13 protein-coding genes are annotated in these 13,043 nt (G+C 42.9%); 4 read left to right on the top strand and 9 right to left on the bottom strand.

Annotated features, from left to right (window positions below):
* The first annotated feature begins 33 nt into the window (after positions 1-33).
* Positions 34-594, top strand: a complete 561-nt coding sequence (locus SO_RS15585; protein ID WP_011073213.1) for a DUF4136 domain-containing protein — start codon at positions 34-36, stop codon at positions 592-594.
* Positions 595-946: 352 nt separating this feature from the next.
* On the top strand, positions 947-1,588 hold the full coding sequence (locus SO_RS15580; RefSeq protein WP_011073212.1) for a trimeric intracellular cation channel family protein: 642 nt from the start codon (positions 947-949) through the stop codon (positions 1,586-1,588).
* 36 nt (positions 1,589-1,624) lie between these two features.
* On the opposite strand, the gene tpx is transcribed toward SO_RS15580, so the two are convergent.
* From tpx to SO_RS15565, 3 genes are all read right to left on the bottom strand, one after another.
* Positions 1,625-2,218, bottom strand: a complete 594-nt coding sequence (gene tpx / locus SO_RS15575; RefSeq protein ID WP_011073211.1) for a thiol peroxidase — start codon at positions 2,216-2,218, stop codon at positions 1,625-1,627.
* Between the two features lie 111 nt (positions 2,219-2,329).
* Positions 2,330-3,157 carry a mechanosensitive ion channel family protein gene (locus SO_RS15570; protein WP_011073210.1) on the bottom strand — a complete coding sequence of 276 codons (828 nt, stop codon included), beginning with the start codon at positions 3,155-3,157 and terminating at the stop codon, positions 2,330-2,332.
* Between the two features lie 31 nt (positions 3,158-3,188).
* Complete coding sequence (locus SO_RS15565) at positions 3,189-3,719, bottom strand: OmpA family protein (protein WP_405130464.1); 531 nt, start codon at positions 3,717-3,719, stop codon at positions 3,189-3,191.
* A gap of 345 nt (positions 3,720-4,064) precedes the next feature.
* On the opposite strand from SO_RS15565, the gene ltaE reads away from it, so the two are divergent.
* Both ltaE and SO_RS15555 read left to right on the top strand, forming a co-directional pair.
* The gene (gene ltaE, locus SO_RS15560) at positions 4,065-5,078 is read left to right on the top strand and encodes a low-specificity L-threonine aldolase (protein ID WP_011073208.1); all 1,014 of its coding nucleotides are present in this window, start codon (positions 4,065-4,067) and stop codon (positions 5,076-5,078) included.
* 170 nt (positions 5,079-5,248) lie between these two features.
* A complete protein-coding gene (locus tag SO_RS15555) occupies positions 5,249-6,712 on the top strand; it encodes an HDOD domain-containing protein (protein ID WP_011073207.1) in 1,464 nt (487 codons plus the stop codon).
* Positions 6,713-6,716: 4 nt separating this feature from the next.
* On the opposite strand, the gene SO_RS15550 is transcribed toward SO_RS15555, so the two are convergent.
* The 6 genes from SO_RS15550 to SO_RS15525 form a co-directional block, all read right to left on the bottom strand.
* Positions 6,717-7,289, bottom strand: coding sequence for a nuclear transport factor 2 family protein (locus SO_RS15550; RefSeq protein ID WP_011073206.1), 573 nt, complete (start codon positions 7,287-7,289; stop codon positions 6,717-6,719).
* Between the two features lie 34 nt (positions 7,290-7,323).
* Positions 7,324-8,148: a M90 family metallopeptidase gene (locus tag SO_RS15545; RefSeq protein WP_011073205.1), complete on the bottom strand. Its 825-nt coding sequence runs from the start codon at positions 8,146-8,148 to the stop codon at positions 7,324-7,326.
* Positions 8,149-8,267: 119 nt separating this feature from the next.
* Positions 8,268-9,992: a GGDEF domain-containing protein gene (locus SO_RS15540; protein ID WP_011073204.1), complete on the bottom strand. Its 1,725-nt coding sequence runs from the start codon at positions 9,990-9,992 to the stop codon at positions 8,268-8,270.
* Positions 9,989-11,434: an ABC transporter substrate-binding protein gene (locus tag SO_RS15535; protein WP_011073203.1), complete on the bottom strand. Its 1,446-nt coding sequence runs from the start codon at positions 11,432-11,434 to the stop codon at positions 9,989-9,991. The genes SO_RS15540 and SO_RS15535 overlap by 4 nt, the downstream gene beginning before the upstream one ends.
* Before the next feature lie 176 nt (positions 11,435-11,610).
* On the bottom strand, positions 11,611-12,039 hold the full coding sequence (locus SO_RS15530; RefSeq protein ID WP_164925745.1) for a CopG family transcriptional regulator: 429 nt from the start codon (positions 12,037-12,039) through the stop codon (positions 11,611-11,613).
* Complete coding sequence (locus tag SO_RS15525; protein WP_011073201.1) at positions 11,999-12,781, bottom strand: AAA family ATPase; 783 nt, start codon at positions 12,779-12,781, stop codon at positions 11,999-12,001. The genes SO_RS15530 and SO_RS15525 overlap by 41 nt, the downstream gene beginning before the upstream one ends.
* Positions 12,782-13,043 lie beyond the last annotated feature (262 nt).

The raw sequence follows: 13,043 nt of genomic DNA, 5'->3' as shown, positions 1-13,043 counted from the left end.
TTGTGTTCCGTACGAACATCCAAGGAAATTATCATGAAAAATTTAATTATAGGTTTAGCCGTACTGGCCTTAAGTGCCTGTAGCTCTTTAAAGTCTGGTTGGGACTATGATCCGAGTGCTAATTTTACTCAGTACAAAACCTATGCTTGGGTAGCGCAAAAGACCGATTCTTCTGGTTACCATTTAGATGGTTTGATGGATCAGCGGGTGCGTGATGCGATTAATTCGCAGCTTTCAGCCAAGGGCATGACATTAGTAGATGCAAAGGACGCAGATGTCCTAGTGAACTATCTGACCAAAATAGACAAGAAAATTAATGTAGATACTTTCAATACTAACTTTGGTTATAACCCTTACTATGGACCTGGTTGGGGATGGGGTGGCAATATGCAGACCCAAACAACGGTGAGAGAATACGAAGTTGGTACGCTGATTGTTGATTTAGTTGATAATAAAACTGCTAAATTGATATGGCGAGGTTCGGTTGCTGACACCATTCGTGATAAAAATACCCCTTCTGAAAGAGTGCAGCTGATCAACGAAGCTGTAGGCAGTGTGATGGCAAACTATCCACCTAAGCCTGAAAACAAATAATTTACATTTAGTACAAAAAACGGCCGTTAGGCCGTTTTTTTGTGGCCAAAATTTAGGCTTAGGTGACTTAGGAATGACATATTCGCAATTATTTCAACTTTAATTGATTTTGTTTTATTAAAACTTATCAAAAAATAGGGTTAGTTTAATCAAATTAAAAATCACATTTTGGTTAATTTGTTGTTAATTAAGGAAAGAGTCCCTTGCTTTTAGTGGTTAGTCTAGTGGATAAATGCACGGTCTTTTTTAATTGATTATATATTCTAATGGCAAAATTTAAATAATTTCATTATTCCCTATGGGAATTGTCAGGCAAAATCCGTTCTTTATGCATATGTAATAAGTAGTTTAAATGCAAGAAGCACAATTTATCGGATTATTATGGCTGATTGGGATTTTGGCCGAGGCGATGACAGGGGCCTTAGCGGCGGGTCGTAAGCAGATGGATTTATTCGGTGTGGTGATTATTGGCTGCGCTACGGCGATTGGTGGTGGTACCTTAAGAGACATGCTACTCGGAAATTACCCCTTGGTTTGGGTCGAGAATGTTCATTACCTGATTGCGATTGCATTTGCGTCTTTGTTAACGGTCGCGATTGCGCCGGTTATGCGTTATCTGTCTAAGTTGTTTTTGGCAATCGATGCCCTTGGGCTGGCGGTTTTCTCGATTGTTGGCGCGCAAAAGACTCTGATGCTCGGTTTTAGCCCTACGATTGCGGTAGTTATGGGGTTAGTTACTGGCGTTTTTGGTGGGGTGATCCGCGATATTCTGTGCAACCAAGTGCCTTTAATTTTTAAGAAAGAACTCTATGCGGTGATTTCGCTCTTTACCGCAGGCTTATATATCACGCTCAACGCCTACCAATTGGAGGAGTGGATAAACCTAGTGATTTGTTTAACGCTTGGATTTAGCTTACGAATGCTGGCATTGCGCTATCATTGGTCGATGCCTACCTTTGATTACCAGTCCAGTGGTGATCAGCATACACACTGATAAAGAAATGGGGCATTAAATGCCCCATTTTTATGCTTATTGCTGTGCTTGAATGGTTTTTAACGCTTCCAGCGCCGCGTCATAGTTTGGGTGTTCGGTAATGTTAGGTACGAGTTCTTGATACTTCAGCTTACCTTCTGCATCGATGATGAAGATTGCCCGAGCAAGCAAGCCGTAATCTTCAATTAATAGACCATACTTTTCGCCAAAGTCGCGCCAAACAGAATCGGATAACACCTTAATATTTTCCACATTCTCAACTTTGCAGAAACGTTTTTGCGCGAAGGGTAAATCCGTGCTGATGGTCAACATGACTACATTATCGGAAAAGTGGCCCACCTCGCTATTAAAGCGTTTAGTTTGTAGCGCGCAGACACCTGTATCTAAGCTAGGTACTGCACTGATAAGAATGGTCTTTCCTTTAAAGTCAGTTAAGTTGATAGGGTTGAACTTGTCATCAACGACTTTAAATCTGGGGGCCATTTGCTCAAGTTTAGGTAATTTACCTTCTAGGGTGACAGTCTTTTCCCCCATCATGACTTGGGATTTATCGTTGGCAATCGCCATTGGGCTGAGAAGCATTAAACTAAAAACACAGCCAGCGGCTAGAAACGAAACATACTTTGGCATATTTTCTCCCTTACTCAGGTATGTTGTACATATCGAGTTAAGGTACGCCAAAATCTACTTTATCACCATAAAAAAAGCCGGTTTACACCGGCCTTCTAATATTATTGTTGGTTATTTGCTCTCGGGTAGTTGCTTCACATGGATATCCATTTGTGGAAACGGAATTTCAATATCTGCTGCATCAAGCGCATTTTTGATTTGCTCTAAAATTTCGAAACGGGCCGTCCAATAATCCGCTGTTTTTACCCAAGGACGAACCACAAAGTTAATTGAAGAACTCGCCAATTCAGAAAGACCCACGGTGTAACCTGGCTCTTTTAGTACGTATTGGTTGTTGTCCAAAATCTCGGTTAATACTTTTTTAGTTTGGGCAAGATCTGCAGAATAAGATACACAAATCACTAAATCGATGCGCCGATTTTCAGATGCAGAGTAGTTGGTGATTGTGCCATTCATGATTGAAGAGTTAGGTGCAACGATGACTTTATTATCTGGTGTACGTAATTTAGTTGAGAAAATGGTGATTTCGTCAACAGTACCAGCAATACCTGCAGCTTCAATATAATCGCCAACGCGGCATGGGCGGAATAACACCATTAATACGCCTGAAGCGAAGTTAGACAATGAGCCTTGCAGTGCTAAACCTACCGCCAAACCAGCAGCACCAATTACAGCAACCAAAGACGCCGTTTGCACACCAATTTGACCTAAGGTGGCAATAATGGTGAAGACAAACACAACTGCCCACGATAAATTGGCCACAAAAGAGACCACGGTTGGATCAACTTTGCGACTGTTGAGTAGCTTATGCACTACCTTTTGCGCAACGCCGGCAAAATATTTACCGACAAAGAAAATGACAAGGGCAAATAAGATCTTCAGACCATAGGTCATGATAAGATCTGGAGCCTGCTTTAATAAGCCTTCAAGGTTTTCCATTAAATTACTCCCTAAAAATACGCTAACAAAACTAAATATTATTGACGATAAATTGTACTCGTCGATTTAATCCGCGACCTTCACTGGAACGATTATCCGCGACAGGCTCAGATATACCTTTACCGACAACGGTAAAGCGATTTGGGTTGAATCCATAGTCTTCAACCAAAATTCGTTTCACATTTTGTGCCCGTTGAAGTGATAACTGATAATTAAACTCTGGTGTGCCGACAATATCTGTATGTCCCACTAAGGTTAATTTAGTCTCAGTATTCGCTTCTAAAAACGACTTTACTAAGGCTAATGCTTTCCACTGCGATAAATCCACTTCGGCTATGGCAAACTCAAAATACACAATGGCTGTCTCAATATGATGACAATCAGAGGCAGAATAGGTGCTGGGGTCATTGAGATTGCATTGGATGTTATCAGAAGTCACTTCCACTTCATCAACACAACCATTAGCCATCACACTCGTATTTGCGGGTGTATTTGGGCAAGCATCTTTAATATCTGGTACGCCGTCTTGGTCTGTATCCTGCCAAGCATAAGCAGGCAGCATTAGGCTCAAACTTAGTGCTAAACAGGTTAATTCAATCCATTGCTTTACGGATATTTTCACCACAAATCACCTTGCGTATTATGTTGAGTAGTCAAAACCACTAAGAGATTTGCACTGCTTTAGCATGAACATCTTAGTTAAGTATTCTAACTTTTAATTGGTCTAACGCCAAGTTTTGCCATTTATACTTTATAAATCAATCATATTAGATGATATAGCATGACTAGATTGTAGATTTTATCGGCAGGTGTGCCAGCAAACTATACAATTTTTTCGGTTAAGGCTAGAGTCGCTAGGCGCGATTGATGTTCGCGTAGAGGATAGGCAGAAGAAGTTGAGGACAAGATGATCGATTTGCGCAGTGATACCGTGACCCAGCCAACTGAGGCGATGCGTTTAGCCATGTCTAGGGCAGAAGTGGGCGACGATGTTTATGGTGATGATCCGACCGTGAACAGTTTGCAGGACATGGCCGCCGAGATGTTTGGTTTTGAGAGCGCTCTTTTTACGGCATCGGGCACTCAAGCCAATTTGCTCGCACTGATGGCGCATTGCGAGCGTGGGGATGAATATTTATGTGGTCAGCAGGCCCATAACTACAAATTTGAAGGTGGTGGCGCGGCGGTATTGGGTAGCATTCAACCACAACCGTTGACGAATCAACTGGATGGCACTATTGCCCTTACTGATGTTGAAGCAGCCATCAAGCCCGATGATATTCATTTTGCCCGCACACGCTTACTGAGTTTAGAAAATACTATTGGGGGGAAAGTGTTGTCGCAGGCCTATCTTGCCAATGCGCAGGCGTTGGCTTTTCAACGTGGTTTAAAAATTCATTTAGATGGTGCAAGGGTGGCCAATGCTGCAGTAGCACAAGGTATTGCTATTGCTGATATAGCAGCGCATTTTGATTCAGTTTCCATTTGTTTATCAAAAGGATTATGTGCGCCAGTAGGGTCGTTACTCTTAGGGGATGAACGCCTGATTAAAAAAGCGACACGTTGGCGAAAAATGCTTGGTGGCGGTATGCGTCAAGCGGGTATTTTAGCGGCGGCTGGCAAGTTAGCCTTAACTGAACAAGTTGAAAGACTTGCAGAAGATCATGAAAATGCGGCTTATCTGGCTCAGCAGTTAAGCCAGTTGGATGAGTTTGACATTGACTTAGCCTCAGTTCAAACCAATATGGTGTTTGCAACATTGGCATCCCATGTCGATGAACAGGCCTTAGTGAAACGCTGTCGTGGCGAGGGCATTCTGATTAGTCCTGGACGTACCTTACGTTTTGTTACCCATAAAGATGTCTCGCGTCAGGATATTGATAAGGTATTGCAGGTATTTAAATTACATCTGCAGGCGTAATCTACTTTAAGTTTAAGCCCAAGTGATGACTTGGGCTTTTTTATGTTTTTCGTTCACTATATCGCGGATTTAAAAATCAAAAGTTGAATTGTGAGCCAGATGCGAGGCGAATTTTTTTAAGCTTATCTATACTAAAAACAATGACATTACATCATCGAGGAAAAGCTAGGTTGAAACCTAATAATACTAATAAAGGGGTTGATTATTGGACAAAAAGGATCAGTGAGTTGGAAATGCCAGCACTTTGTTCCACCGTCCAAACACTAGAAAAGCTTGCTAAGGATGATGTCTCTTCACTCGCCTTATTGGGCCGTAGCGTGATGCACGATAATGCCCTCACATCGCGTATTTTAAGGGTTGCAAACAGTGCGATTTACCATAAAGGCAGTACGCAAATATCGACAGTAAGCCGAGCTGCCATTGTGTTGGGTTTTGATGCTGTGCGTAATATTTGTATCACGGCGCAATTGTTATCTAGCCTGTTAGAAAGTAAAAATCTTGCACCTTCGGTATATCAAAGATTAATCAAATTAATGGCTAAGGCATTTCAAGCCGCGATGCTAACTCGGATGATGTTGAGTGATTATGATGATGACATTCAAGAAGAGGCCTTTATAGCCTGTTTACTTTTTCATATCGGTGAGAGTGCATTTTGGAGTATCGGGGGGGAATTTACCGAAACCCTCGATAGCCAATTAACAGAATGTGAAACCTCTGCGGATGAGCGAAGCCTTATTCGTGAAACCATAGGTACTTCTTTTTCGCAGTTAACTCAGAGTATTGCGCGCCATTGGGGATTAGGAGAATTATTGATCCAAGCGGTAAATTACCCGGATGACCCTCGTCCCGAGATACGATCTATATTTTTAGCAGATAAGCTTTGTGACACACTCTCGGTGGCCACGCCAGATAAAAATGATTTAGAGAAGTATATCAATCAGGCTGCCAATTTTACTGGGCTTGATGAAACGGAATTCACCTTAAAAATGCAGCGCTGTACCAAGGCGACCCATAAATTAGCTGAAGCCTATGGTGCTAAAGTGCTGATTGATTATCTGCCTGATCCCCAAAGGATTGATAAGCTTGAGCCTTACTTACCTGAAGCCGAACTGCCCATTTTTGAAGCCAATTTAAATGTCCAATTAGTAAAACTACGTGAGCTTACAGCCTTCGCGATCAATAAAGCTGATTTTAATCAAATCATGCAAACCGTGCTTGAGGGGATTTTAGAGGGCGTCGGGGTAGACCGCTGTGGTGTGTTGCTGTTGTCTCCCAGCCGTAAACAGCTACAGCCAAGGATTATGCTTGGCAGAGATGCAGAGGAAATGAAGCGGCAATTTATTATCGAACTTGGGGATAGAAAAGGCTTATTTCCAATGGCGATGGAGCATAAAGAGTCGCTTTGGGTCGACAGTCCCTGCGCTAAAAAATGGCAAGAGCAATGCCGAGAGTTAAAGGTACAACTGCCAGAATCGGGTTTTTTAGTGGCGCCGTTGTTGGTGGACAATAAAGTGATCGGCTTTTATTACGCCGATAGAGGGCCATCAGAGAGGTGTTTTGCAGAAGTGGATTTTCAAGCTTTTATCCACTTCTCACAGCTTGCAAATGTGTGTTTTACCGTGTCCTTAAAATAGCGATTTACTGAGCGTTTTTAATTTCAGTCGTGATTTTTTTCGCAATGCCATTGGGGATGGGAAAGCTCAAATGATATTGGGCTATTTTCCATTCCCCCTTGGTTTTGATTAACGTCCCCGTGCCTCGGCTCACGCCGTAACTTGGGCTGTTTAGCAGCTCATCGAAGAGGATTACATCGCCATGTTGGACTAAATGGCGGCTCGTTAAATCGTAACGCCAGCCTTTTGTCGGGCGGGAATAGCGTTCAAATTCCGCCATTCCCCAACGCTCACTCGCATCTGTTCCAATAAAAATGCCATCTTGTCGATACAGTGCAAAATACTTATCCCAATCGGCACTACTGGAATATTGGTTCAATTGATCAAGCATTTGAGCTGCCGCTTGTTCATCGGCAGTTGCAGCTGATATGGCTGTTGTTACTGGTGTAGAGGGAGTATCACTGGCGCTGGCGCTTGGCACACTAAGTATCAATCCTGCAACCATCAACAGTGTGGTAGTCAATTTACTGAGGCTGTATCGAGTGACGTGATGCAAACTGCTAGAAAGGGTTTTAGGTTGAGTTGTTATTATTGTCATAGGGAATTCCTTTGTTTATTACTTAACAAATACATTAGCGCCAGTTTATCGGATCGACTTGATAGAAATGACTCAATTCGCGATAAAGTGCAGGATGCTCGAGATTAAGTGCTGCTGGTTTTTCAAAAAACACCTCAGTCACCACCGCAAAAAATTCTGCAGGGTTAGTCGCTCCATAGTAATCAAATAGGGATGGCTTACCCATAGCAGCATCATGGACTAATTCATTAAATGCTTGATTGAATACGCTGGACCAAGAACGATAATCCTGACGACGTTGCAAAATCGGGGCGCCATTGGCGTAGCCATCTTCTTGATCTAGTTGATGGGCAAATTCATGGATAACGACATTATTGCCATCATGGGGATTGGCGGCGCCTTCGAGGGTGTTTTTCCATGATAGTATTACTTGCCCATGCTCCCAGGATTCTCCGGCGAGTACATTGCGTTGTTCACTGATTAAGCCAGCGGGATCCTGTCGTTGACTGTCGACAATAAATGCATCGGGATAGACTAAAATCTGTCTTAGTTTGGGGTAAAAATCTGTTTTGCGATTGAGCAATAGCAGGCACGCTTGGGCTGCAATGGTCACTCTAATTTCATCGGTTATTTGTAAACCGTCGCAGCCAACAAAATGCTTTTCAGCCAAAAACACTTGAATGTGACGTTTCAGTTGTAGTTGCAGATCAGCTGGTAATGCGTGAAAGAAAGGGAGTCTTCTTTTTAGTATTGCTCGCCAAGCCTTAGGAAAGGGACTGGCCAATACCCGGTTTCGATGGCGAGTTTTGCGCCAACGACTGGACCCCAGCCAAGCCATTGCACTGAGGCCAAATAGCAGAATGGTTAAAATGGCGAGCATGATCCCTCAGTGCTGAATTGATATTGGGTATATTAGCTAATGGGGGTTATACATGTTGAACTCAATCCCTCCATTGAAATAAAAGGCTTAGCAAATTGATTGGGTTGTCATTGGCAAGGTTATCGAGCGTCGATAAAGACTTCTGTGCGATTTCGTCCGGCCAGTTTGGCACGATAGAGCGCTTCGTCAACATGGCTTATAAGCTTATTAACATCGAATGATTCTGGCGGTTGCCAGCAGGCCACTCCTAAACTGATAGTGACAATTCCCGAGTGCGATGAGCCTTGGTGGATAATATGCAAGTCGATAACAGTTTCGCGCAGGCGTTCGGCAATTTTGTAGGCATCTTCAATATGGCTTGAGGGCAAAAGTAGCATAAACTCTTCACCGCCATAGCGTGCGAGGATATCCGTTGGTCTCTGTAGAATTGATTTGGCCGCGTTGACGATTTGTCGTAAACATTGATCGCCGTTGACGTGTCCGTATTGATCATTGAATTCTTTAAAGTTATCCAAATCGAACATCACAATACTCAAGGGCATATTGTGATCGTTTGCGTAACTCAACTCCTTCAGTATTTGATTGTCCAAATAGCGGCGATTATAGCAACCAGTTAATCCATCGGTTTCAGCCATGGTTTTAACCTGAGCCGCGTAGGTTTTAAGTGTCTCAAGCGAGCTCACCATTTGTTGAAGCTCTAGGTTGTCGGTGGTGGGCATTTGGGTGTCTAGTTTTTCATTGGCGATAGCATTCATTGCATCACGGGTTGCAATAACGGGTTTGATGATGCCCTTCGCCATAAAATGCCAACTGGTGAGCCAGATAAAAAAGCAATAGAGAATACCGCCACAAAAAATCAGGATCACAAAGGAAGTACTATCACTCTTAAGATTGGTGCCTGCGATCTTAATTTCTTCTTCAGCATGGTCGACTAACTCTTGGGTGAATGTCGCTATTTCTTGTGCTGCCTTGGCTTGAAAGCCAAAGTGGGCATTGGCAATTTGAGTGCTTTTTAAGGCATTACGTGACAATTCAAATAGGTTGTCATTACCAGCCATATTTTGTTTTATTTGAGATAGCCACTCGAGGTAAATACTATCGCTTGTATGCATTGAGGCGACGATCTCTTCCATCTGGATCAGTAGGCGCATAGCTTCCCGTTGGAGTCGATTTATTTCCACAATATTCTGGGAATTTTTTACCTCTTCTAATAACGCAAAGAGATGCTCACCTTGATGAAAATATGCGGAGAGTGCTTGATGTTGGTTAAGGTTATCGGAGATTCCATCAAGATTTTTTTGTTCGAGTAACAGATGGAAGTGCTCGTGAGTTAGGTTGAGTTGAGCTTGTATCTCATCGGAAAATGCAGATGACATTCCGGCTAAATTAGCTTGAATGTTTTGTGCCTGTAATTTGGCTTGTAACGCGCTATCCGTGAGGGTATCAAGCAAGGGGAGTTGCTGCTGAAAATAAAGCTGAGTGTCAATCGTACGATTTAGTGCTTGATGGGTATTGGGTGTGGTTTCGAGACTAAATAATACTTTGGTGTCTTTTAACAAATATTCCCATTGGGTGGTCAATTCCTTAAGAAGAGTAAGTCGTTGCTCTTCAGTATCATAATGATTTAATTCAGTGGTAATAATTTGCAATCTTTCGCTATTTTTAGCCAATTGCAATGCAGTCGTCACTTTGACTGCCTCGCTATTTACCAGTTGTTCAATTTCAGTTTTTAATTTTTGTGACAATAGGATAGCGATAATGCCATTGACTATTGCCATGCCGAGGATGATGTAGAAGGCTAGCGTAATTTTATATTTAAGACTGGTGAGTCGTTTTGAGTTCATTTGTTTTTCTTGTCTATTGCAGGGACTTCCCCATGGGTATTCTGCAACTGTTTAATTTTGGTACTTAACTCGATAAAAATATCCGTAATATTGGCTTCGTGCTGGCTGGCTGCATAGCAAGCACGGCTTAACTCAGGATATATCTGTCCCATAGCAGTAGAGGTAAAGTGTCCTAGTTCCAATACTTTAGTAGACCAGAACAAGTTAGCAACGTGACTGGCCTCAAATGCACCCGCAATCGCTCTTTTGGAGGCATTTTTAAATTCGGGCGCAGTGACTACATCCATACGGCAAGGATTTCCGCCACCAAGAGCATAGGCATATTGAGCCTCAAAGGTGCCCATATACTTAAGTAACCAATAGGCGGCTTGAGGGTTTTTACTGTCGTAACTTACCGCAAAGGCATAAGCACCATTATAGGGGGTTCCGCCCGGCACTTGAGAAACACCAAGTCGAGCCCCCGGTATATTGGCTTCGACTTTAAAGGAAGCGTGCCAAAGGTTGTTGTAAGCAAAGGGCCAAATAGCGACCTGGCCAGTCGCCATGGCGTTTGCAGCTTCATTGAAGGCAAACTTATCATCAGCAGGGTAGGCATAAGGCATGAGTTGACGATAAGCAAGCCCTGCCTTTATGGCCTCTTGATTGACGGTAGGCACTTCAAAATGAGTTAGTTTTTTTTGTTGGTTATAGATTGGCCACATCCAAGCGCCGCCTAAACTCCAAATAATGCTCGAAAACTCATCGTTGATATGGGGCTTATTACCCGACATTAATGCCAAACCGTAAAAGTCATGGGTTAATGGTTTTTCGGCAAGCAGTTCCCCCGCTTTTCGCGTAAAAAAAACGGCTTGATCCGCTAATTCTTCAACATTGGTCGCGGGTTTTAGTGGGTAGCCAAAACGTTGCAGAAAGTGAGCCTGTTCGGTTTTATTTTCAAATAGATCGGCTCGGTAATGACTTCCCATCACATAGTTATTGTAGGGTATGGCGTGCAACTCTCTGTTATAGGACAAAATATTAAGTAACGATGGATAGTAGGGTTCGAGATAGCTTTCCATCGCTTTTTCACCATCTGGATCGTACAGCTTGGCTAATTCAAGGAGTGGTACCGTATAGCCGTTAGCCGCCCATTCTTTTGCCCAGCCAGCCTCCATCGTGAGCAGATCGTATTTTCCTTCTCCCATTAGTAATGCTTGGGTCTGGAGCTCAAACATACTCTCAAGCTCGGTACTAATTACATTGACTTTGACACCGGTTTTTTCGGTAAATTTAGGCAGCATTTCTTGGGTGAGGTAGTCAGTCCAAAATCCCTTTTCGGCAACCAAGGTGATTGGAGTCTTATTAGATAGTGGCGGAATTTGGGCCAAGGAGAATTCCGCTAAGGCTGGGGGCGTGAGCGTTAATCCAAGTCCGAATAATAGGAGCGACAAACGTTTTGACAAGAATAACTCCTTAAATACGAGTGTTTACATATTAATCAATATCATTAATCAACTCAGCTGTACATTGTGGATGGGGTTGTTAATAAAGTTAATGGCGTTGTATCAAATATTTTAGGCAAAAAATCCGGTGTTCTAATTAATCTAGAACACCGGAAAAGGTGGGAGATGGTGCGGGACTAAGATTTTTTTATCTGCAGCTCGCGCATCTGCCGTAAGGCGGTGGGCAAAGCATAATGTTGTTCAATTAAAAAACGGACCAATTTAGATTTCGAAATGTCACTTTCCTCGGAGAGTGAGGCTAAATGAGCGATTGCTGCCTCACTCAATGAAAACGTAGCTTTACGGTAATGTGGGCGTTCTTCTTGGCTCACATCAAGCAATATCGGCGACGTTTTAGGGCGTTGCAAGGTCACTACATTAGATGAATCCTGAGTACATTCCACGGGGAATTCTATCACTAACTCCGCCATAGCATTTTGCGCCGTTGGCAGACAGGTCTCTCCCATTGCATAGAGGGTCGCGGCATCAATAAACTCATCAAGGGAAACGGGCTTTGTGCCTCCCCTAGATGGCATAGCGTTTTTCTTGAGGTCGCTGAGTCCCATATTGTCCTCTCAGATGATTCGACTGATTTTGGTTAATTTGACTGTGGTGTCCGGCTATGGATGTGCTTGGCTTGAGTAAAGCTGTTAATGAGGCAGCGCAGTCAACTTGAAACATTTCACAGGCAATGGCACGGATCTCGGCAGCAGCCTTACCTTTGGGTTCTATTTCGAGTACAGATAATCCGGATTCTTCGCTGTCATCATAGATATTTCGACTATAAGTAATCGAATCTAATACATTGATATCATAGGTTTTGCAGATCTCTTTCGCCTCCAGAATTCGATTTGCTTGATTAGGAAGATTGGGGCATTGAGTGATAACGAAAGAGGCATGTAATTTGGGATTAATCATCTTACAGGTTGCGACGATATCATCCATATGACTCACGGTTTTTAAATCTCGGCGTTTGGGCCTGAGTGGCATCAAGATATGGGATGCGACAGACATGGTCGCTCTTAATGCGAGGTTATCCTGCCCGCCACAGTCTACAATGACGAAGTCATAATGTTGTTCTAAGCTCAGAAGATCATTACGGATTTTTCCATAAAGCTGCACGCAATTGATACTTGCAAGTTTAGGATTATTGTTTCTGGCTTGGATCCAATCTGATGTGGTGCGCTGCGGATCGCAGTCGACCATTATGACAGAGGCACCACATTCAGTGGTGAGAAATACTGCGATATTTTGTGCGAGGCAACTTTTGCCGCTGCCGCCTTTTTCGCCGCCGATTAACACTATCATGACGAATTCCTCAATGCTTAGGGTATCACTTGGGCGGCGGTTTATTGCTCGTTGATTTGTTACCGCGCCGAGTAGTCATGAACGAATGTAAACCCTATGTTAATAGCGGTCAATTAGCTGAATTTTGACGTTTTTTCATAAAATGTCGCGGGATTAATATTTGACGTTACAGCAATATATGCCGTTAATTTGACTCTTCTTGATATCAAGCTGAACTTAAGTGTTTTGCAATTAGTTGTTTGATTTTATTATGGTTGTTTAT

This window comes from Shewanella oneidensis MR-1 (genome assembly GCF_000146165.2).
Classification (GTDB): Bacteria; Pseudomonadota; Gammaproteobacteria; order Enterobacterales; family Shewanellaceae; genus Shewanella; species Shewanella oneidensis.
This window is presented reverse-complemented; position numbering and strand designations above follow the sequence as displayed.

Excerpts from the sequence above, each read along its gene's own strand:
- SO_RS15580 (WP_011073212.1), top strand. The coding sequence starts at position 947 with ATGCAAGAAGCACAATTTATCGGATTATTATGGCTGATTGGGATTTTG.
- SO_RS15525 (WP_011073201.1), bottom strand. The coding sequence starts at position 12,781 with ATGATAGTGTTAATCGGCGGCGAAAAAGGCGGCAGCGGCAAAAGTTGC.
- SO_RS15570 (WP_011073210.1), bottom strand. The coding sequence starts at position 3,157 with ATGGAAAACCTTGAAGGCTTATTAAAGCAGGCTCCAGATCTTATCATG.
- ltaE (WP_011073208.1), top strand. The coding sequence starts at position 4,065 with ATGATCGATTTGCGCAGTGATACCGTGACCCAGCCAACTGAGGCGATG.
- SO_RS15550 (WP_011073206.1), bottom strand. The coding sequence starts at position 7,289 with ATGACAATAATAACAACTCAACCTAAAACCCTTTCTAGCAGTTTGCAT.
- SO_RS15585 (WP_011073213.1), top strand. The coding sequence starts at position 34 with ATGAAAAATTTAATTATAGGTTTAGCCGTACTGGCCTTAAGTGCCTGT.
- SO_RS15530 (WP_164925745.1), bottom strand. The coding sequence starts at position 12,039 with ATGGGACTCAGCGACCTCAAGAAAAACGCTATGCCATCTAGGGGAGGC.
- SO_RS15565 (WP_405130464.1), bottom strand. The coding sequence starts at position 3,719 with ATGCTGCCTGCTTATGCTTGGCAGGATACAGACCAAGACGGCGTACCA.
- SO_RS15540 (WP_011073204.1), bottom strand. The coding sequence starts at position 9,992 with ATGAACTCAAAACGACTCACCAGTCTTAAATATAAAATTACGCTAGCC.
- tpx (WP_011073211.1), bottom strand. The coding sequence starts at position 2,218 with ATGCCAAAGTATGTTTCGTTTCTAGCCGCTGGCTGTGTTTTTAGTTTA.
- SO_RS15545 (WP_011073205.1), bottom strand. The coding sequence starts at position 8,148 with ATGCTCGCCATTTTAACCATTCTGCTATTTGGCCTCAGTGCAATGGCT.